The organism is Maribacter taeanensis, from assembly GCF_047345145.1.
GTDB lineage: Bacteria > Bacteroidota > Bacteroidia > Flavobacteriales > Flavobacteriaceae > Maribacter_C.
In genome coordinates, this window is record NZ_JBLFER010000004.1 from 156,028 (window position 1) to 176,988 (window position 20,961).

9 protein-coding genes are annotated in these 20,961 nt (G+C 39.7%); 2 read left to right on the forward strand and 7 right to left on the reverse strand.

Translation table 11 applies throughout. The features are described from left to right. Positions 1 to 149 precede the first annotated feature (149 nt). The 4 genes from ACKWCD_RS14095 to ACKWCD_RS14110 form a co-directional block, all read right to left on the reverse strand. Entirely contained in the window at positions 150 to 9,248 is a 9,099-nt protein-coding gene (locus ACKWCD_RS14095) for a T9SS type A sorting domain-containing protein (RefSeq protein ID WP_413984601.1), read from the reverse strand. Positions 9,249 to 9,619: 371 nt separating this feature from the next. Next, complete coding sequence (yidC, locus tag ACKWCD_RS14100) at positions 9,620 to 11,476, reverse strand: membrane protein insertase YidC (RefSeq protein WP_413984602.1); 1,857 nt, start codon at positions 11,474 to 11,476, stop codon at positions 9,620 to 9,622. A gap of 103 nt (positions 11,477 to 11,579) precedes the next feature. Further along, positions 11,580 to 13,202 (reverse strand): CTP synthase, encoded by a 1,623-nt coding sequence (locus ACKWCD_RS14105; RefSeq protein ID WP_413984603.1) that lies wholly within the window; start codon positions 13,200 to 13,202, stop codon positions 11,580 to 11,582. Between the two features lie 50 nt (positions 13,203 to 13,252). After that, positions 13,253 to 13,495: a DUF3820 family protein gene (locus ACKWCD_RS14110; protein ID WP_413984604.1), complete on the reverse strand. Its 243-nt coding sequence runs from the start codon at positions 13,493 to 13,495 to the stop codon at positions 13,253 to 13,255. 206 nt (positions 13,496 to 13,701) lie between these two features. Here ACKWCD_RS14110 and ACKWCD_RS14115 point away from each other — a divergent pair, with 206 nt between their 5' ends. Then, positions 13,702 to 14,571: a hydroxypyruvate isomerase family protein gene (locus tag ACKWCD_RS14115; protein WP_413984605.1), complete on the forward strand. Its 870-nt coding sequence runs from the start codon at positions 13,702 to 13,704 to the stop codon at positions 14,569 to 14,571. A gap of 7 nt (positions 14,572 to 14,578) precedes the next feature. Here ACKWCD_RS14115 and ACKWCD_RS14120 read toward each other — a convergent pair whose 3' ends face one another. The 3 genes from ACKWCD_RS14120 to guaA are packed head-to-tail and all read right to left on the reverse strand — an operon-like array spanning position 14,579 to position 18,853. Continuing rightward, complete coding sequence (locus ACKWCD_RS14120) at positions 14,579 to 15,112, reverse strand: DUF922 domain-containing protein (RefSeq protein ID WP_413984606.1); 534 nt, start codon at positions 15,110 to 15,112, stop codon at positions 14,579 to 14,581. Between the two features lie 16 nt (positions 15,113 to 15,128). Beyond that, a complete protein-coding gene (locus ACKWCD_RS14125) occupies positions 15,129 to 17,318 on the reverse strand; it encodes a LysM peptidoglycan-binding domain-containing protein (protein WP_413984607.1) in 2,190 nt (729 codons plus the stop codon). 2 nt (positions 17,319 to 17,320) lie between these two features. Next, entirely contained in the window at positions 17,321 to 18,853 is a 1,533-nt protein-coding gene (gene guaA, locus ACKWCD_RS14130) for a glutamine-hydrolyzing GMP synthase (protein WP_413984608.1), read from the reverse strand. Between the two features lie 131 nt (positions 18,854 to 18,984). Between guaA and ACKWCD_RS14135 the strand changes: the two genes are divergently transcribed. Continuing rightward, complete coding sequence (locus ACKWCD_RS14135) at positions 18,985 to 20,871, forward strand: tetratricopeptide repeat protein (RefSeq protein ID WP_413984609.1); 1,887 nt, start codon at positions 18,985 to 18,987, stop codon at positions 20,869 to 20,871. Positions 20,872 to 20,961: the final 90 nt, after the last annotated feature.

Genomic DNA, 20,961 nt, shown 5'->3' on the forward strand with positions numbered 1-20,961 from the left:
ACAAAAAAGAGAACTTGACAACTAAGTTTTTTTTTAAGTGAAATAATACAGCATCTTTGGAGTCCCAAATCTTACCATACTTAACCTACTTAATGCTAAAAGCCCTGACATTTCTGTCAGGGCTTTTTTTTATATAAAAACAAGAAGACCTATTTTACAGAGATTAGTTTCTTGGTAATTTTCTCCTTTCCAGTATAAAGTACTAAAAAGTATAAATCAGGTGAAAGACCGCTGGCATTAATATAAATGTTGTTGGAACCTGCCTTGACGTCCATATTTTTCTTTGTTAGAACGCGTCTGCCATTGACATCAAAAATTTCAACCTTTAACCTAGCATCGTAAGGAATCTCTACATTAAGATTCAAATCATTTTTAAATGTCATTGGATATGGAGTGATTGAGGTTTTGGTAACTATATTCGTTTTATTAGATTTCTTGCAAGTCACTGCATGAACAATTATATAAATACCACCATTAATATGACTAACGTCAATCGGGTCAAATTCATAGATGCTAACATCATTTAAAGCTCCTGAATTAGAAGGATATTGACCTGGAGCAACTGTTGACTGTCCATTATTCTTAGTCGGATATTTGACACCTCCAACGTATAGTTGGGCTTCTGTCATTACAAATCCACTTAAAAGTTCAATGGTAACTTTTACCATTCCACCATTGTAATCGACCTTTACGTTCCCCGATTTTTCTCCTTTAGTCAAATCACATTGACCAGCTCCTGAATATAAATCTAAAAGATAGTCTCCTTCATCTGCAAAGAAGTTAGTCCATCCCCAACGATTAAATCCATCATCTATAAAACAAGTGTTGGCGGTTTCGTAATAAGCAAAAGCTGTTTCGCAACCCGTTGTCGGACCACCATCGGGAATTTCTTCAATCTTCACAGTACATAAAGTTTCACAGCCATTTGCATCAGTCACTACCGCCTCATAATTATCTGGTGCTAGTCCTGTCGCTGTAGCTGTGGTTTGCCCCAAGGCATCGTTCCATAAATACGTGTAAGGTGCAGTTCCACCCGAAGGATTCACTGTTGCCTCTCCATTGCTTTCTCCTTCATTACTATTGACTATATCTGTAATTGAACACCCTAATTCCTCAGGTTCCTCGATTGTTATTTGACAAGTCGTTTCTCTTCCATTAGCATCTGTAATTGTCACCCAATGACCTCCAGCTGGCAAAGCAGTTGCCGTTTGTCCGGTTTCCCCTGTACACCATAAAAAGGTATATGGAGCTGTACCACCCATTGGTGTTGCTGTAGCACTTCCATCAGTACCGTCTTTGCAGCTAACATGATTTACCAATGTAATCTCACAACTAAAGACGCCCGGTTCTGTAATAGTCACCTCGGCTTCCGCTTCACAACCATTGGCATCAGTAACTGTTACCGTGTGCATTCCTGAAGAAAGCATACTTGCCATTTGCGTGGTTTCACCATTATCCCATAAATAGGTATAGGGAGGCGTTCCTCCATTTGCTGTTACCGAAGCAATCCCATCGGTTTCACCTATTTCGCTAACCGCATTCACCTCAATAGCCTCCGCAGTTAACATGAGTGGTTCCTCAATTGTAATATCACAGGTTGTTTCCGCACCATTGGCATCTGTTACTGTCACAGCATGTATTCCTACATCCAGTCCTGCCGCGGTCTCGTTAGTTTCTCCATTATCCCATAAATAGGTATAAGGGGCTACTCCGCCTATTGGCGTTACTATTGCACTACCATCACTTCCTCCATGGCAAAGCACACTATTCTCTATTGAAATAGAGCACATAAGTGCATCGGGAGTTGGTATCATTACCTCCGCAACAGTTTCACAACCATTTGCATCTATAACTTTTACCGAGTGAATTCCGGCGGTTAGCATAGTGGCCGTTTGAGTGGTTTCTCCATTGTCCCATAAATAAGTGTAAGGAGCTGTACCTCCTGATGCACTAGCAGAGGCTGAACCATCACTCTCACCATTTATGGTTACTTCGGAAACTAAAGTTGCAGTCGAAATTATTTCAGAGGGACCCTCGATCAATATCTCACAAGTTGTTTGAACACCGTTGTTATCAATAACCATTACAGTATGCGTTCCTATACTAAGAGCAACAGCAGTTTGAATATCCTCTCCATTATCCCAATTATAAGTATAAGGCGGTGTACCTCCATCAACCATCACCTGAGCAGAACCGTCTTCACCATCAAAACAAAGCGCATCACTTATTTTTTCTACCATACAAGAAAGAATTTCTGGCTCCATTAAAGTGACTTCGCAGCTGGTTATGCAACCATTTGCATCTGTTACTGTCACCGTATGCAAACCTGCATCTAGAGATTCAGCCATTGCAGTAGTTTCTCCATTGTCCCATAGAAAGGTATACGGGGCAGTACCTCCGCTTGGGGCAACAGTTGCTGCACCATCTTCTCCTCCATTGAAAGTTATTCCACTAAAAACAGAGGCAGTACATGTAAGTTCATCTGGTTCTCCGATTAAAATTTCACAGGTTGTATGTCTGCCATTTGCGTCCGTTACAGTTACTGTATGCAGTCCTGCTTTGAGGGAGGTGGCCGTTGCTGAGGTCTCTCCATTTTCCCATAAGAAGCTATAAGGTGCCACCCCTCCTAACGGATTAACAGTTGCACTTCCATCAGTACCATCTGCACAAGAAACATTTTCTTGATCTGCGACTACTTCACAAGTGAAAGATTCGGCTTCTGGAATATCTACATTACAAACTGTTTCGCATCCGTTAGCATCAATAAGCTTAACACTATGATTACCAGCTGAAAGCATAACAGCGGTAGAAACAGTTTCACCATTGTCCCATTGGTACACATATGGCGCAGTACCTCCTTCAGCAGTAACCGTTGCAGAACCATCATTTGCCCCATCAGCACCTACTCCATTCACTACATTGGTCTTACAAACAAATTCTTTAGGTTCTTCAATGTCAATGCTACAATCAGTTTTATTTCCATCCGAATCATAAACTATTACGGTATGACTTCCTGCCATAAGCATAGTTGCTGTTGCTGCTGTCTCTCCGTTATCCCATAGATACGTATAAGGTGCGGTTCCTCCTACTGGAATTACAGTAGCTGAACCATCATTACCTCCGTAACAACTTACATTATCCACGCTTGTATTGATAGTACATTCAAGATCACTTTGAGGCTCACAACCAGTTTCATCTTTACAATCAATATGGAAATTGAAATCTATTTGCCATTTTTGCTCATCCCCTTGTGGACCCATAAAAGCCCAACCTGCTAATCCTTCGGCAGAAGTATCGGAATCCCAAAGCGCTCCACCTGGTCCAATATGAACACCTAGATTTGGCGTGTTTGGATCATTAGGATCTGGACGTTGCGAAACAATGAAGGTGCCTTGTTCAAGGCAATCTCCACCAGATGTAGTTACGGTACTCTGAGTTTCATCAACCACATAATATCGTAAATTTTCTTTGACTAGGGCATTGCGATTACAGCCTTGTGGTTTAAAATCTCCACCATCTGCGCTCCATTGATTCCAATCTTTTAAATCTTTTAGTACGATATAGAGCTGAGCGGAACAAGTTCCGACCTGTGTAGATCCTTCAATTAACGCAGTACCATCTGTAAATTCCGTAAAGTTCAAAGAGTGTGTTGCATTCTGTGAGAAAAAAGATGATCCAGCTGGGGTAGTGTTCATTCCTCTCCAATAGAAATTATAGGAATTTCCATCATCGGGATTACATAAATCAATATCTAGAACCTCACATGATTTATCTATAATGTCTTCCAAAACAGAAATCGTGATCGTTGATGTGTCATCGGGACAAGTATTACCGCTACTTACCGTGTAAGTGATATCGTAATTCCCGGGAGTTAATCCAGTAGTATCGAAACTGCTTCCATTAAGTCCGCCGGTCATTCCCGGATCCATGAAGACACCTCCTTGAACACTTACCAATGCGCCAAGATCTACAACTGTACTTTCACATACTTCTGTGCTGTTATCCAATCCTGCGTCGTTTGGCACATCTACATTGATTGTAATCGTAGCTGTATCGTCTGGGCAGTTTTGGTTCCCACTTCCAACAGTATAGCTTAAATCATAGCTTCCTGGAGAAAGTCCTGTAGTATCAAAATCACTTCCATTCAGTCCGCCAGATAATCCTGGGTCTGAAAAAGATCCACCCATAATACTTACTAAAGCGGTCAAATCTACCACTTCGCCATCACAAACTGTTGTTTCGTTGTCCGCACCCGCATCCGCAAGAGTGTCAACGATTACAGTTATAGTTGCCGTATCAACTGGGCAATTTGGAGTTGCCCCCTCCACGGTATAAATAATATCATAACTGCCTAATCCCAAACCGCTAGTATCAAAACTAGTACCGCTGAGTCCACCACTATTTGCAGGATCTGAGAAAGAACCTCCAATTTCAGACACTAGCATGGAAAGATCAACAATAGTACCATCGCACACTCTTGCCGTATTATCTTCACCAGCGTTTGGTGCTTCAGGCTCTATAATAGTTATTTCACAACTTGTCTGAGCTCCATTGGCATCAGTAATCATTACTATATGTAATCCTGCCGTAAGAGAGTTAGCGGTCATGCCAATTTCACCATTATCCCATAAATAGGTAAAAGGAGCTACGCCACCTAGTGGACTGGCAGTTGCCGAGCCGTCATCACCAGCATTACAGGTTACATCACTTACTAAGTCAATACTGCAACTCAAGGCATCGGGTTCTGTTACGGTAACATCACAAGTAGTTTCACAACCATTTGCATCGGTAACAGTTACTGTATGTAATCCTGCGTTTAAAGTAGTTGCAGTTTGTGTCGTTTCTCCGTTGTCCCATAAATAGGTATAGTCTGCAGTTCCTCCTACTGGATTTACTGTTGCCGCACCATCGGCACCACCATTAATATTTACTCCACTATCTAACATAACGGTACATGTCAATTCTGCGGGCTCCGAAATGGTCACCTCGCAAGAAGTTTCCGCACCATTAGCATCAGTGACAGTAACACTATGCAAACCTGTATTTAAATTAATTGCCGTTTCCGTTATTTCTCCATTATCCCATAAATAGCTAAAAGGCGCTACACCTCCCATCGGAGTTACCGTGGCAACCCCATCACTAGCTCCATTACAACTTACGTTTACATCAAGCGAAACATTACAAACTAGCTGATCAGGTTCTGGGATGGTAACTTCGCAAGTAGTTTCACAACCATTCGCATCTGTTACTGTTACCGTGTGTAGACCAGCGTTTAAAGTGGTTGCCGTCTGGGTAGTTTCGTTATTATCCCATAAATAGGTATAGTCAGCAGTTCCACCAGTTGGAGTCACCGTTGCCACTCCATCACTAGCACCGTTTACTGACACTCCCATATCAAGTGTTACACTACAGATTAATTCCATAGCTGGTTCGGTAATCGTAACACTATTTGTGGTCTCACAACCATTTGCATCTGTTATTGTTACATCGTATGTGCCAGCTGTTAATCCACTCAAATCTTCTGTTGTAGCACCATTACTCCATAAGAAGGTATAGGCAGAAGTACCTCCTGATACCGTTAGATCAATCGAACCTGTTGCATCTCCAAAACAAAGTACATCTATCTGAGTAGTTGAAGATGATAAGGCTGCATCGGGCTGGGTGATGGTAACACTGTCTGTTGTCTCGCAACCATTTGCATCTGTAATCGTTACATTATAAGTGCCCGCCGTTAGTCCATTAATATCTTCTGTTGTCTCACCAGTACTCCATAGGAACGCATAAGTTGTTGTTCCACCTGCTACTGTTAAATCAATGGAACCAGTTGTATCTCCAAAACAAAGCACATCTACTTGAGTGGTTGATGATGATAATGCTGCTGCTGGACCACCGATGGTGATCTCACAATCCGTAGTCGCACCATTAGCGTCAGTTACAGTAACTGTATGTAAACCTTGCGCTAAGCCTGTTGCCGTTTGAGTGGTCTCGCCATTATCCCACAAATAGGTAAAAGGAGCTACCCCACCTACCGGGTTCACCGTGGCACTTCCATCCTCGTCTCCAAAACACTGCTCGTCTTGAACTAAGATAACCCCACAAGAAAGAACATCTGGTTGAGTTACTGTTACCTCACATTCAGTCTCACAACCGTTTGCGTCTGTTACCGTTACTATATGTAATCCTGCATCTAATGCTGTTGCTTGTTCTGTAGTCTCACCATTATCCCATGCATACGTATAACCTGCCGTACCGCCTACTGCCGTAACAGTTGCTCTACCATCACTTGCACCATTAATCGAAACACCGCTATCTAATATAATACTACAAGTCAATGCTGCCATTGGCTGATTCACAGTTGCACTAGCCGTAGTCTCACATCCATTTGCATCTGTTATCGTTACGTCATAAGTACCAGCTGCTACATCCACTAAATCTTCCGTAGTTGCTCCGTTACTCCATAAATACGTATATGCTGTTGTTCCTCCTGTGACTGTTAGATCTACTGAACCGGTCAACTCACCAAAACATAATACATCTGTTGCTACTGCACTTCCAGATAATGCTGCCATTGGCTGATTCACTGTAGCGCTAGCAGTAGTTTCACATCCATTTGCATCCGTTATCGTTACATCATAAGTACCAGCTGCTACATCAGCTAAATCCTCCGAAGTTGCTCCATTACTCCATAAATACGTATATGCTGTTGTTCCACCTGCTACTGTTAAATCAATGGAACCAGTTGTATCTCCAAAACAAAGCACATCTACTTGAGTGGTTGATGATGATAATGCTGCTGCCGGACCACCGATGGTGATCTCACAATCCGTAGTCGCACCATTAGCGTCAGTTACAGTAACTGTATGTAAACCTTGCGCTAAGCCTGTTGCCGTTTGATCTGTTTCTCCATTGTCCCATAGATATGTATAAGGGGCTACCCCACCTACTGGGTTCGCCGTTGCGCTGCCATCCTCGTCTCCAAAACACTGCTCGTCTTGGACTAAGATAACCCCACAAGAAAGAACATCTGGTTGAGTTACTGTTACCTCACATTCAGTCTCACAACCGTTTGCGTCTGTTACCGTTACTATATGTAATCCTGCATCTAATGCTGTTGCTTGTTCTGTAGTCTCACCATTATCCCATGCATACGTATAACCTACCGTACCGCCTACTGCCGTAACAGTTGCTCTACCATCACTTGCACCATTAATCGAAACACCGCTATCTAATATAATACTACAAGTCAATGCTGCCATTGGCTGATTCACCGTAGCGCTAGCCGTAGTTTCACATCCATTTGCATCTGTTATCGTTACGTCATAAGTACCAGCTGCTACATCCGCTAAATCTTCAGTAGTTGCTCCGTTACTCCATAAATATGTATACGTTGTTGTTCCTCCTGTGACTGTCAGATCTACTGAACCAGTCAACTCATCAAAACACAATACATCTGTTGCTACCGCACTTCCGGATAATGCTGCCATTGGCTGATTCACCGTAGCGCTAGCCGTAGTCTCACATCCATTTGCATCCGTTATCGTTACGTCATAAGTACCAGCTGCTACATCCGCTAAATCTTCAGTAGTTGCTCCGTTACTCCATAAATATGTATACGTTGTTGTTCCTCCTGTGACTGTCAGATCTACTGAACCGGTCAACTCACCAAAACACAATACATCTGTTGCTACCGCACTCCCGGATAATACTGCTGCTGGACCACCGATGGTCATCTCACAATCCGTAGTCGCACCATTAACGTCAGTTACCGTAACTGTATGTAAACCTTGCGCTAAGCCTGTTGCCGTTTGAGTGGTCTCGCCATTATCCCATAAATAGGTAAAAGGAGCTACCCCACCTACTGGGTTCGCCGTTGCGCTGCCATCCTCGTCTCCAAAACACTGCTCGTCTTGGACTAGAGCGACGTTACATTCTAATGGATCAAGTTCTTGAATAGTAACCTCACAAGTTCTTTCGCATCCGTTATCATCGGTCACGGTAACGGTATGTAAACCTCCATTCAAAGTTGTGGCGGTCTGAGTAGTCTCACCATTGTCCCATAAATAAGTATAGGGTGCGGTTCCGCCAGAAGGAGTCACCGTTGCTTCTCCGTCGTTATTGCCACTGCTCGCAGGATTATCTTGAACAACACTACATGTTAATTCGGTAGCTTCTGTAATTGTTACACTTTCCGTAATCTCACAACCAAGTCCGTCGGTAACTGTGACTATATAGGTTCCTGCTGCAAGTCCTGATAAATCTTCTGTGCTGGCACCATTGTCCCAAGAATACATATAGGGCATGACTCCTCCAGAAACCGTTAAATCTATGGATCCTGTTGTTTCTCCAAAGCATAATACATCGGTTTTTGTGCTGCTTGACGACAAGGCGGGTCCTACGACAATACTTGTAGTCGCTGTACATCCATCAGCTCCTATAGCTACTACGGTGTATGTACCAGGTGCAACATTACTCAAATCTTCTGTCGTTGCTCCATTAGACCACGCATATGTAAAAGGCATAACCCCGCCCTGTACGGTAAGGTCTACATCTACGTTATTACCAGTTGTACAAGACGCAGACGCCATTGCATTCAATGGGGGCGTAATATTTATAGTTGGATTTGCGTAGCAATATTTACCATTCGGGTTGTTCGCCGGTGTTACGGGGCATTCCCCATTCGCAGCGGTCCAAACCAATAAAATATTGTCTAATACCAGCTCACTTCCACACATGAAGGTAACCTGTCCAAAATTTAATTCCTGAATTCCACTATTTCCATTATTCTGAGTCTCGAGCGGACCTGAACATTCAGCAAAAGTACTCATGGTGCTACCTCCTCCTGGTAAAGTCTCGGTCAAATCACCCATGACAGCCAAAAATCTATTCGGACTGTTTGTCCCATGCCGTACGGTAATAATTAAATCTCCGGTAATCATAGAGCCTGGAACACAATCGTTACATGGGGTACCTAGTTCGACCATCGCACTAAGTATCTCAATATCATTCGCAGGACATTGACCAGCAGTGTACTCCGAGTTCCCTCTCAAATCCATCTGCTGAGAAAAGCTAGAAAAAGGAAGGGCAGTAAAAATTAAGAAGAGTAAAGCTGTAGTTAGCTTGAAAGCTCTGTTTCTGAAATTTACATTTCGAACTTTCAGTTTTTTTAAGTTTAAATCAGCGACATTTTCTGGTGATTCAAAATTCGAAGACAAAATGGTTTTCGAAAAAATAGGCGTAAAATTCCCCATGGTGAAGTTTTTTTGGTTAGGTCAAACTTTACCATAACTATATAAGTAGTATATATTGAATATGTAAGACTGTGGGCATCTTATAATATCAACATCGAATTAAAAAAAGGAATAACAAAGGACTAACCTTGACTCTGGAATATTTACTAATCGGGGGAAGAATTTAAAGTAGAAGTCTATATCTATAGATGCTGGTTTGGTCGAAAAATATAACTTTTTTTGGTTGTTTTGTTGTATTAAAGCTAATAATCTTTATACCTAACGTACTGAAAGTCTTATTATTATCGATGAAATGCACAAAAATGGGTTAAAACAACTAAAACCTCTGTAAATACAGAGGTTTTAGTTGTTTGTGATATAATAATTTAGGATTACTTCTTCTTTTGCGCTTCAGCCTGCTCCATCATCTCACGCATTTTCTTCTGGAACTTGTTTTCCTTTTTAGGTTTCTTTTTATTCTCCTGAATTTGGGCATGTATCTTATCATTGTCCAAAATAAAGTTCTTGATCACCAACATGATACCGATCGTAATCAAGTTTGATACGAAATAGTACAAACTCAATCCACTTGCGTAGTTGTTGAAGAAAAACAACATCATAAAAGGCATTAAGTACATGATGAACTTCATATTAGGCATACCGGGTTGGGTGGGCATATTCTGTCCTGTTGTCATCATCATATAGAAGAAGATAGCAACAGAGGCCAAAATTGGAAACAGACTAATATGATCTCCATAGAAAGGAATAGAAAAACCTTCTGGGAATTGATAAATCGTATCAAAAGAAGATAAATCATCTGCCCATAAGAACGACTTTTGACGCAATGCAAAAGAAGTCGGGAAGAACATGAAGAGTGCATAGAAAATAGGCATTTGCAAAAATGCTGGTATACAACCACTCATGGGACTTACGCCCGCTTTGCCATAAAGCTTCATGGTTTCCTGCTGCTTCTTCATGGCATTATCTTTATACTTCTCCCCTAGTTCGGTGATTTCGGGTTTCAAAACTTTCATCTTCGCCTGTGACAAATATGATTTATAGGTAACAGGAGACATTGCCAAACGAACTAAAATTGTCATAATTACAATGGCAATTCCATACGGGAAAATTCCACTTAAGAAAGAATAGAAAGGAGTAAAAATGTATCTATTGATCCATCCGAAGATTCCCCATCCGAAAGGAATAGAATCAACCAAACCTAAATCTTCATATTTCGAGAATGTTTCAACATCTGTAGGTCCATAATACCAGTGCATGTTTTCAGAAAGTTCTCCTCCTTCAGCTTTCAAAGGAATTATAGAGGTATATTCTTTGGTAAAACCAAAGGTTCTACTTTCTTCTTCTACTAAGTTTACAGAAGATAGTTCAGCCGAATCAAAACGGTCTTTATTCGCTAAAATCGAACTAAAGAAATGCTGTCGGTATGACAACCATTTGATATCGGTTTCTGACTCTTCATCGTCACTTCCCTCTGAGAGTTTATCAATATCATCATCTTCATGATTATAGGTCAAACGTGTATAGCGATTCTCATAAGTAATACTTTTGTTATGACGGATACCTTTCAACTTCCATTCTAAAGCAATGGGCTGACTTGAATTAATAACATCACTAAGTCCCTGAGAGCGTACGTTAAAATCAACCAGATAATCATTAGGTTTCATCTCGTAGCGATACTCCAAATATTTATTTGAAGACACCTTTGCTTTCATTGATAAAACCTTGTTCTCACCATTTTGAGACATACTAGACTCGAAATACAAATCTTTGGTATTCAAAACTCGGTTGTCAGAAGTAGAGAAGTTAAGTCCGAAGTGAGCATTGCCATCCTTTACCATATATATTGGTATAGAATCATAGGTATGATACTGCTTCATTCGAGCTTCAATGATTTGACCACCCTTGTTGCTAATCTCTAGGTACACCAAATCATTTTCTAAAATTGAGGTCTCTTCTGATGGGCTTGTAAAACCAAAAGCGCCTATATTACTTTTATAGTTAGCAACTGCTGTAGAATCTTGAAGATTTATCGGTGCAGCTTCGGTAACCGCATTCTCTTGAACTTTGTTTTCATCAGCCTTTTGTTGCGCTTCTACCTGTTCCTGTTTTGCTTTTTCAGCTTCTATTTCTTCGGGGGTTGGCTTGTTCTGCCAAAACATAAAAACAAGTATCGCAAAAATAAGCACGAAGCCGATTATAGAATTTAAATCTAATTTCTTTTCCTCCATCTAAATAAAATGTGATTTGGTAACTATTTGATTTTTAATATTCTGAATCTAGCTCAAAACACGCAAATATATGCCCAATTGTGCTTTTTATGCCATAGTGGCATTAGTTTGTTGATTTTTTATGCTTTAATGCCGCTTTCACAAAGCCAACAAAAAGCGGATGCGGATTAGCAACCGTACTCTTATATTCGGGATGATACTGCACACCAATGAACCAAGGGTGACTTGGAACCTCAACGATCTCTACAAGTCCCGTTTCTTTGTTGATACCTGTCGCAAGCATGCCTACTTCTTCTAATTTCTCTTTGTAGTCATTGTTGAACTCATAGCGATGACGGTGTCTTTCAGAAATATCTAGAGCCCCCTGATAAACCTTCGAAGCAAGACTTCCTTTTTTCAAAGCACAATCCCATGCTCCTAATCGCATCGTTCCACCTTTATTGGTTACAGATTTCTGCTCTTCCATTAAATTAATGACAGGTGCAGTAGTTTTTTGATTCATCTCGGTAGAATTCGCTTTTGAGAGACCAAGAACAGTTCTTGAATATTCAATGACTGCCATTTGCATTCCCAAGCATATACCTAAAAAAGGAATGTTATTTTCCCTTGTATGACGCACTGCTTTTATTTTACCCTCAATACCGCGCTCTCCAAAACCTGGCGCTACAAGTATTCCATTTAGTCCGGCCAATTTTTTCTCGATATTACCCATGTTCAAATGTTCTGAATGGATAAATCTCACATTTACTTTTACCTGATTGGCAGCACCAGCATGAATAAAAGATTCTAAAATAGACTTATAGGAATCTTGTAGTTCGACGTATTTTCCTATCAAACCAATTTCAACCTCGTGCTTCGGATTTTTATGCCGTTTCAGAAATTTTTTCCACTGTTCAAGGTCAGGAGCTTTTTTATCTGACAAGGCTAATCTTTCAAGAGCAACCGTATCAAGGCCTTCTTCTTGCATTAAGATGGGAACATCATAAATTGTTGATGCATCTATCGATTGAATGACCGCTTCACGCTTCACATTGCAAAAAAGCGCCAGCTTTTCTTTCTTTTCATCAGAAATTTCATGCTCAGTTCTACAAACTAGAATATCAGCTTTGATTCCACTTTCCATCAAAGTTTTGACGGAATGCTGCGTGGGCTTTGTCTTCAATTCTCCCGCAGCAGATAAATAAGGTACAAGTGTCAAATGGACAACAATAGCATTGTGATCACCCAATTCCCAAAGCAACTGTCGCACCGCTTCTATATAAGGGAGAGATTCAATATCACCTACTGTTCCCCCAATTTCGGTAATAACAATGTCGTAATCACCACTATTTCCAAGCAGCTGAACACGTTCTTTTATTTCGTTCGTAATGTGAGGTACTACTTGAACCGTCTTCCCTAAAAATTCACCACGGCGTTCTTTTTCAATAACACTCTGGTAGATTCTTCCTGTAGTAACATTATTCGCTTGTGAAGTCTTTACATTCAAAAATCTTTCGTAGTGACCTAAATCCAAATCAGTTTCGGCGCCATCATGGGTCACGTAACACTCGCCATGCTCATAGGGGTTCAATGTACCCGGGTCTACATTAATGTAAGGGTCTAATTTTTGAATTGTTGTTCGATATCCGCGCGCTTGTAGCAATTTTGCTAAAGAGGCTGCAATGATACCTTTTCCAAGAGATGAAGTAACGCCTCCCGTAACGAATATATACTTGGTCTTTGACATGAATCGACTTCTGTGTTACGGGATTCAAAGATACAAATTGCAATAGGAAATCAGTACTTCTTAGGCGGAAAATCTTTTTGTACCCTACGTATCAACGGTTCAAGTCCGTTTACTTTGATTTCGTGCATTGATTTTAAGAGCATGCCAAGCTTTCCATCAGGGAAACCTTTTTGATTGAACCAAACCAAATACGGTTCTGGCAAATCTACCAAATAACGCCCCTTATACTTACCAAAAGGCATACGGTAATGTGCTAATTCAATCAGTTTATCTTTATCAGGACTTACATTCATGCTTTATTTAAAAAAATATATCTTTAACCTGTTGCCTATTTTAGAAACTTTTGTCCATTTAACCTAAAATCTTCAATCCTTGCCTGTAATCCTAAAGGATGAAATGAAGATTTTATGGATTCACCCTTTAGGGAGGGGCAAAAATCCAAGGAATTGGACAAAAATGCGCAATGAATTATCTTGGGTAAATGTAATACAATATAAAGATGAAAAGAAGAAACTTCATAGGTACATCAGCTGCTGCTTCGGTCGGACTACTGGCGTGCAAAACTAGCACAGCAATGCCGTCTAATGAACAAAAAACTGCAGAGCTCAAAGGTAATATTAACCATAGTGCCTGTAGATGGTGTTATAGTAAGATTCCTATGGAAGAGTTTCTCAAAAACCTGAATGACTTGGGCATGAAGGCTATGGACTTGACGGGTCCTGAAGATTGGCCTCTCATGAAAAAATATGGTATTCACGCTTCCATGTGCTGGGGAGCTGAAATTAGTTTGACAGAAGGCTGGTGTGATACAACATATCATGAAACTTTGATAAAGAATTATATCGAAATGATTCCAAAAGTGGCTGCTGCTGGTTACACCAATCTCATTTGTTTTAGCGGAAATCGAAATGGAATGGATGATGCAGTCGGGTTAAAAAACTGTGCGGAAGGATTAAAGAAAATAATTCCCGCAGCTGAAAAATATGGCGTTATTATCCAAATGGAATTATTGAATTCTAAGGTAGATCATAAAGATTACATGTGCGATCATACACTTTGGGGTGTTGAACTTTGTAAAGCGATTGGTTCTGACAACTTCAAATTGCTTTACGACATTTATCATATGCAAATCATGGAAGGCGATGTAATTCGTAACATTCAAGATTACCATCAATATTTCGGACACTACCATACCGGTGGTAACCCAGGTCGTAATGAAATCAACGAAACTCAAGAATTATATTATCCTGCGATTATGAAAGCTATTGTAGCAACTGACTTCAAAGGTCATGTGGCTCAGGAATTTATTCCTACTTGGGAAGATCCTATTGCAGCTTTAAAGGAAGGGATTACTATTTGCGATGTGTAATTAGCAATTAATTCAAAAGCATCTTAGCAATCTTTTCATTCCAAATTGCTTGCTGTTCTCTATCCCTAGAAAAATTCGTTTCGCTATCATATTGATTTTGAAACTCACTTAGCTCTTCATTGATATTTCGGTAGATGGCTTTTACTTTTGCCTTTACATTTTTATGTGTAAATGTTGCTGCCGCTAAGCGCTTTCTCATTTTTCTGGCATAAAGTTCTGAGATATCAAAATGCAACTGCTCATGACTTAAAATAACTTCATCACAAAGTTCAGGCTGATACCACGATTTATTGGGGTAAAAGAAGGTATCGATTTTGAAGTCAACTTCTATACTATTTGAAGTACCCGAGGTAGAAAATCGGTATGTGATTCCGCTTGCCGTTGTAGCAGCTGCTCTTGCATTTAAAGGAGCTTTCCCATTAAAATCTTTCCAAGTAAGCCGTCTATCTGCATTCCAAGGAATGGTATCATAATCTTGTTCGGGTTGAAAACTCATCAATCCAAAGACCAGAAAAACGAGCATGTAATTTGTTATTCCCAAGGAACTTAAATTAGTTTTACTTGACTTCTTTGATACGCATCTTCTCGTAAGACATGATATAAGATGCTTGATTGAAATACCCTGATGCAGAGTTGTTCTCGTATGAGAATTTATTCCCAGAATATTCCGTCTCTCCAATAAGTTTGGATACTTCCATCAGGTTGTTCTTATAGGCCAGCTTCAATACGAGATCATAAGTAAGGTCAAATCCACGAACTGCATATCGGTCTGGAGTATCGCCAAATCTTTTTTTATACCTTTTGATGAATACATCGTTACCAACTTCGCGATATACTGATGGATAGGTAAAATTTAAATTTGATAAATGCGTACCTGAAATCACGTCATTGTCAAAAGCTTTACTCTTATTCGTAGTAAACATCTTAAGCTGTACTTTTTTATTACTTACTTCAGGATCAATTGCTGCATTTTGAAATGAATTCAAAATTGAAGTTACACTCGATATCAACTTGTAGTTCCCTGATTCCACAAAAATCCAATTCATTTGATCCTCAGATAATTTTGCAGCGAGGCTGTCACGAACAATTCCAATATTCTTTTCTTCTTCTATTACCGGAACTATTTTCGCATCAGGAAATTTTAGCATAATCGAATCCTTAGCTTCAGTATTCGCTCCATCTGCAATGACAATAATATTTTCTTCCTCCTTATTTGAGGCAACATGATCAAGCATTCTTTCACGTAAAATAGCATCAGAAGTATAAGAGAAAAAGACATTACTCATACTCAATTTGGTATCTGCAGGAATAGGCGCAATTACAGGCACTCTGTGTGTAGATGCTCTTACCGCGACCTCTTGCAACGAAGGCACATCTAAAGGCCCAATAATGGCATTGTAATTTGAAAGATCTTCAGCTATTAAAATAGACTTCGTTTTCAATGGGCTTAGTTGATTATCTATGGTTCTTACATCTACCGAAATTCCTAGTTCAGCAAGAGAATCTAATGCGATTAAAGCTCCTGAATACAAACCCAAACTTAGGCTAGCATCGGTGCGCTTTTGAATCATTTTACGAGTATTAGCCTTGTTTTCCGAATCCATTTTATCAGAACGGAAAGGCAATAAGAACAGTAGCTTCGGTTTATTCGCAACATTAATACTGTCTAGTAAATTGATTTTATCTAAGACCAGAGCGTTCCGTACTTCAAAATCACCCGTTTGTTCCTTCGGAAGTTTTAAAACCATTCCAGCTTTCAATCCATTTTGAAGATCAGGATTTAAAGCTAATAGTTCCCTATAAGATATTCCCAACTTACGCGTCAACGAAAATTCAGTTTGCTTAGGCTTGACTTCATAAAAAATAAAATTGTCTGTATTTACTTCTCCCGTTTCTACTTTTCGTTCCGGAATACGAATAACCATATCTTCTTTCAATCCTCCTCGCTCCGTTATCTCGGGATTCAAACGAACAATCTCGTCAGACTTTACTCCAAACTTTTTCTCTAATTGATAAAAGTTCATTTTCGGAGGAACTGTATAGGATATAAAAAGCTCAGTCACCTGATTCTGAACACTAGAACCCGCCTTTTTGGGCATTTTTAATTCCTGACCTTCTCTGAGATAACTTACATCTTTTGAAAGCGCAGGATTCAAAACAACCATACTATCTATCGTTATACCATACTTGTGGGCAATACTCCATCGGGTCTCCTTAGCTGCTACAGTATAGGTTTCATAGTCATCTTCATTTATGATATTTTCCGAGGGCTTAACACGCTTGTATTTTGGAATTCGTAGTACCATCCTCTTCTTCAACTGAGAAGAATACAAATCTCGGTTATACCGTTTGATATCTTCTTCTGTGATATTATAACGTTGCGCAATGCCATACAAGGTCTCGCGTTTTTTTACTTTATGGGAAGTAAAACCAATAGGTTCCTCTTGATCAGCTTTAGGGTCTTTTGCTGCCGGAGTTCTAGGGTTATTAGGGGTACTAGGTGCCGTCTGATCTACAGTGCCTTCCGCCGGAATCACCAAAATAGTACTGGGTTTTAAATCCTGACCCACGCGAATCTCTTTATTATACTTCAAAATATTCGCTGGGGTAACTTTGTATTTCTTAGCGACACTTTCTAAGGTTTCACCTTTTTTAACAGGGTGCGTTAGAAACTTCTGTGCCGTTGCTTTGCATCCTACAAAAACAAACAAAAGCAGTAATACTATATTTTTATAAACTTGATTCATAGTTATTCCCATTCTATCGTTGCTGGTGGTTTGGAACTTATATCATATACGACACGATTCACTCCAGGGACTTTATTAATTATATCATTTGATGTTTTCTGTAAAAACTCATAAGGTAAATTCACCCAATCAGCCGTCATTCCATCTGTACTTTCGACAGCACGTAAAGCTACACATTTTTCGTAAGTCCGTTCATCACCCATTACGCCTACACTATTGACAGGCAATAACATAGCACCCGCCTGCCAGACCTTATCATATAAGCCCCAATCACGGAGACCTTGAATGAAAACATGATCTACTTCTTGCAAAATGGCTACCTTCTCTCTTGTGATATCTCCTAAGATTCGTATCGCTAATCCGGGACCTGGGAAAGGGTGTCTTCCTAACAGCTCTTTATCTAATCCCATGCTGGCTCCTACTCTACGCACTTCATCTTTAAATAACATTTTCAAAGGCTCCACCACTTTCAATTTCATATAATCGGGCAATCCACCTACATTATGATGACTCTTTATGGTTGCTGAAGGTCCGCCAGTGGCAGAAACCGATTCAATAACATCAGGATAAATCGTTCCTTGTGCCAACCAATTTGCGCCTTCCACCAATTTCGATTCATCATCAAATACCTCAACAAATACGCGTCCGATGATTTTTCTTTTTTTCTCCGGATCACTTTCTCCAGCCAATTCATCCAAAAAGCGTGCCGAAGCATCTACGCCTTTTACATTGAGTCCCATTCCCTCGTATTGTTTTAATACGCCATCGAACTCATTTTTTCTGAGTAATCCATTGTTTACAAATATGCAATGCAGGTTTGATCCAATCGCTTTATGTAATAATACCGCTGCTACCGATGAATCTACTCCCCCTGATAATCCTAAAATCACTTTTTCATCGCCAAGTTTTTCTTTGAGTTCTGCAACCGTAGTTTCTACAAAAGCATCGGGTGTCCAGGTTTGTTCTATTCCCGCTATGTTTACCAAGAAGTTCTCTAACAATTGTTTTCCATCCGTGGAATGATATACTTCAGGATGAAATTGTATGCCATAAGTTTCTTCCCCATCAAATTTAAAAGCTGCATTTTCAACATCATGCGTACTTGCTAAAAGTTGCGTGTTTTCAGGAAGCTGTTTAATCGTATCGGCATGGCTCATCCAAACTTGACTTCCTGTATTGATATTTTCAAGGAAAGGATTTCCCGTTTCTACATGGGAAAGATTCGCTCTACCATATTCTCTCGTATTTGACTTTTCAACATTTCCACCATTAAAATGAGCCAAATATTGAGCTCCGTAGCAAACGCCCAATAAAGGTTTCTTCCCTCTAATTTCTGATAAATCAGGATGCGGCGCATCATCGGCCCGTACCGAATACGGCGAACCCGAAAGTATGACAGCCTTATATTCAGAAAGGTCTTTTGGGGGGTTATTAAAAGGCTTTATTTCAGAGAAAATATTCAGCTCTCGAACACGTCTACCAATGAGTTGGGTATACTGAGAACCGAAGTCTAGAATCAGGACTTTGTTTTGCATGGGCAAAAATAGCAAAATCGAAAATTTGGAGAAGTATTCTTTGTGGTTATTTACAAGAGGTTTTTAACAACTGTTAAAATGTTAAAAAAATCGTATATTTTGAGCCTTCCCCGCAAAACCAAACCCGGCATATGAGAACCACCACTAGTTTTTTCTCTGTCTTATTTTTTCTTTGTTTTACTATTTCGGCTCTAAGCCAAGAAAACAAGGTACATGATAGTCTTCTTAACATCTATAATGAGATGCCAAAGGATACCAATAAGGTTGAGATGTTATATGATTTATATGAATCAGTATTGTTCAATGATACCGAATTATCAAAAAGTTATGCCGAGAAACTTCTAAAAGCTGCTAGAGAATATGGCACACCACGGCAAGTAGGTTCTGCCTATTATGCGAAATCCTATATACAAAGAACTATTGGTAATAAAGATTCCCATAACATTTATGTTGCGAAAGCCAAAGAAATATTCATAGAGCAAAACTACCTAAAAGGCATTATTGATACGGACAAAGCCATGGCAATCATTTATGATGAAGATGGTAGAGATGACCTAGCGATAAAACTCCTGCTACAGAACATTGAAAGAGAGAAAATTATAAAAGACACCGCTTTATTAGCCAATGATTACAAGCATTTGGCGGGTATATATTCAGATAAGAAAGATTTTAAGCTAGCTCTTGAATATTGCACATTGGCATTAAAGTTCCACGAAAACGCAAACGATCCTCTGCGTTATGCAGACGCACTTTACCAAATGGGCGATATTGAATCAGGACTCGGAAACCGACAAAATGCCATTAATAACTATAAACAAGCTCTTGACATTTATACCGAACAGAATGATAAATTCTACCAGTCTATCGTACATGCCGACCTTGGTAGCACATATTTAGGGCTAAACAACACTACCAAAGCCAAAGAACATTTCAATATCGGTCTTGTTTTGGCAAGGGAGATGAATAGTCCAGTTTCGGAATTAAGATTGTTATCTTCTTTGGGAAACATTGAGGTTAAAGCCGAAAACTACGATAAAGGAATCTCATATTATAAATCAGCATTGTTGTTGGCTGAAAAAAATGAAAGAAAATCGGACCATGCTCGAATACTATATGAAATAGCGGAGGCTGAGTTGCTAAAAAACTCCTTAAAGTCAGCTCTCGAATTTGCAAATAAGGGCCTGAGAATCTCTAAATCCATTAAAGAATCCGCTTCCGTCTCCGTCTTTTATAAGCTGCGTTCGAAAATCTTTGAAAATCAGAATAAACTAGCGATGGCAATGGATGATTACAAATCATATGAAACCATAAAAGACAGTCTCTTTACCGTTGAAAAATCACAACAAATAGAAGAATTACGCGCCATTTACGACACCGAAAAAAAAGAGCAGCAAATTGCCCAGCAAGAAACCGAAATAACGCTCTTGGAAGAAAAAGAAAAAGTAAGCCGACTTCAAAAAATAGCTTTGGGCGGTGGTCTGAGCCTTTCTGCCCTAGCACTGGGTTTCGGGTTTTATGGCTTCCGTCAAAGAACAAAGAAAAATAAACTTGAAAAAGAAAAGATGGATGCCGAATTGGCCTTTAAAAAATCGGAACTCGATTTCAAAAAGAAAGAACTCACCACCCAGGCTTTGCAACTTGCCAAAAAGAACGAAACCCTTGAAAATCTAAAACAAAAGGCCAACGAACTCAAAACATCTGAAGTTCATAATGGGTATCAGCAATTGATAACCGCCATTAATTTTGATTTGCAAGACGATAACAATTGGGAAAATTTCGCACGTTATTTTGAAGAAGTGCATAAAGATTTTAATAGTAATGTCGCCAAAAAATACCCCGAAGTGACCCCCAATGAATTGCGTTTAATGGCTCTTTTGAAAATGAACCTTTCCTCAAAAGAAATTGCCAATATCTTGAACATTTCCATTCCTGGAATCAAAAAAGCACGACAGCGTTTGCGCAAAAAAATGCAGCTTTCTTCCACCGATTCCCTTGAAAATGCTGTTTTGAGCATTTAGTGAACTTCCAGTAAACATTACGTTTTCCGAATTATTTTGGCGGAGTATACCATTTGTCTCCCCTCTTTTTTTTATGCCCTGATATGTGCG